Raw genomic sequence first — 294 nt, forward strand, 5'->3', positions numbered from 1 at the left:
TCTCCGGCGTCCGGAGTTTTTCCGGCACATGTTCCAACGCCGCGCCGTCTTGCCTGACCGCTTCAAGGCACGTCTCAGGTGTCCGGAGAGTTTCCGGAACAAATTGCAACGCCCTGCCGTTTTGCCTCACTGCCTCGCGGCACATTTGTGGCATCCGGAGGTTTTCCGGCGCATATTGCAACGCCCTGTCGTTTTGCTTCACGGCCCATTTTAGCAGGGGCAGGAACCTGCCTGCGTTGCAGGCGATGATATCCTTGGCAACCTCTGCGTCATCCGCATCCATGAACTGAATAT

1 protein-coding gene is annotated in these 294 nt (G+C 57.5%); it reads right to left on the minus strand.

Going from position 1 to position 294, the window contains the following annotated elements; all coding sequences use genetic code 11:
- Window positions 1-294: DUF4116 domain-containing protein (locus tag E1297_RS00375; protein ID WP_155132554.1), on the minus strand; the 294-nt coding region annotated here is incomplete at both ends.

The organism is Roseibium sp. RKSG952 (assembly GCF_009711355.1).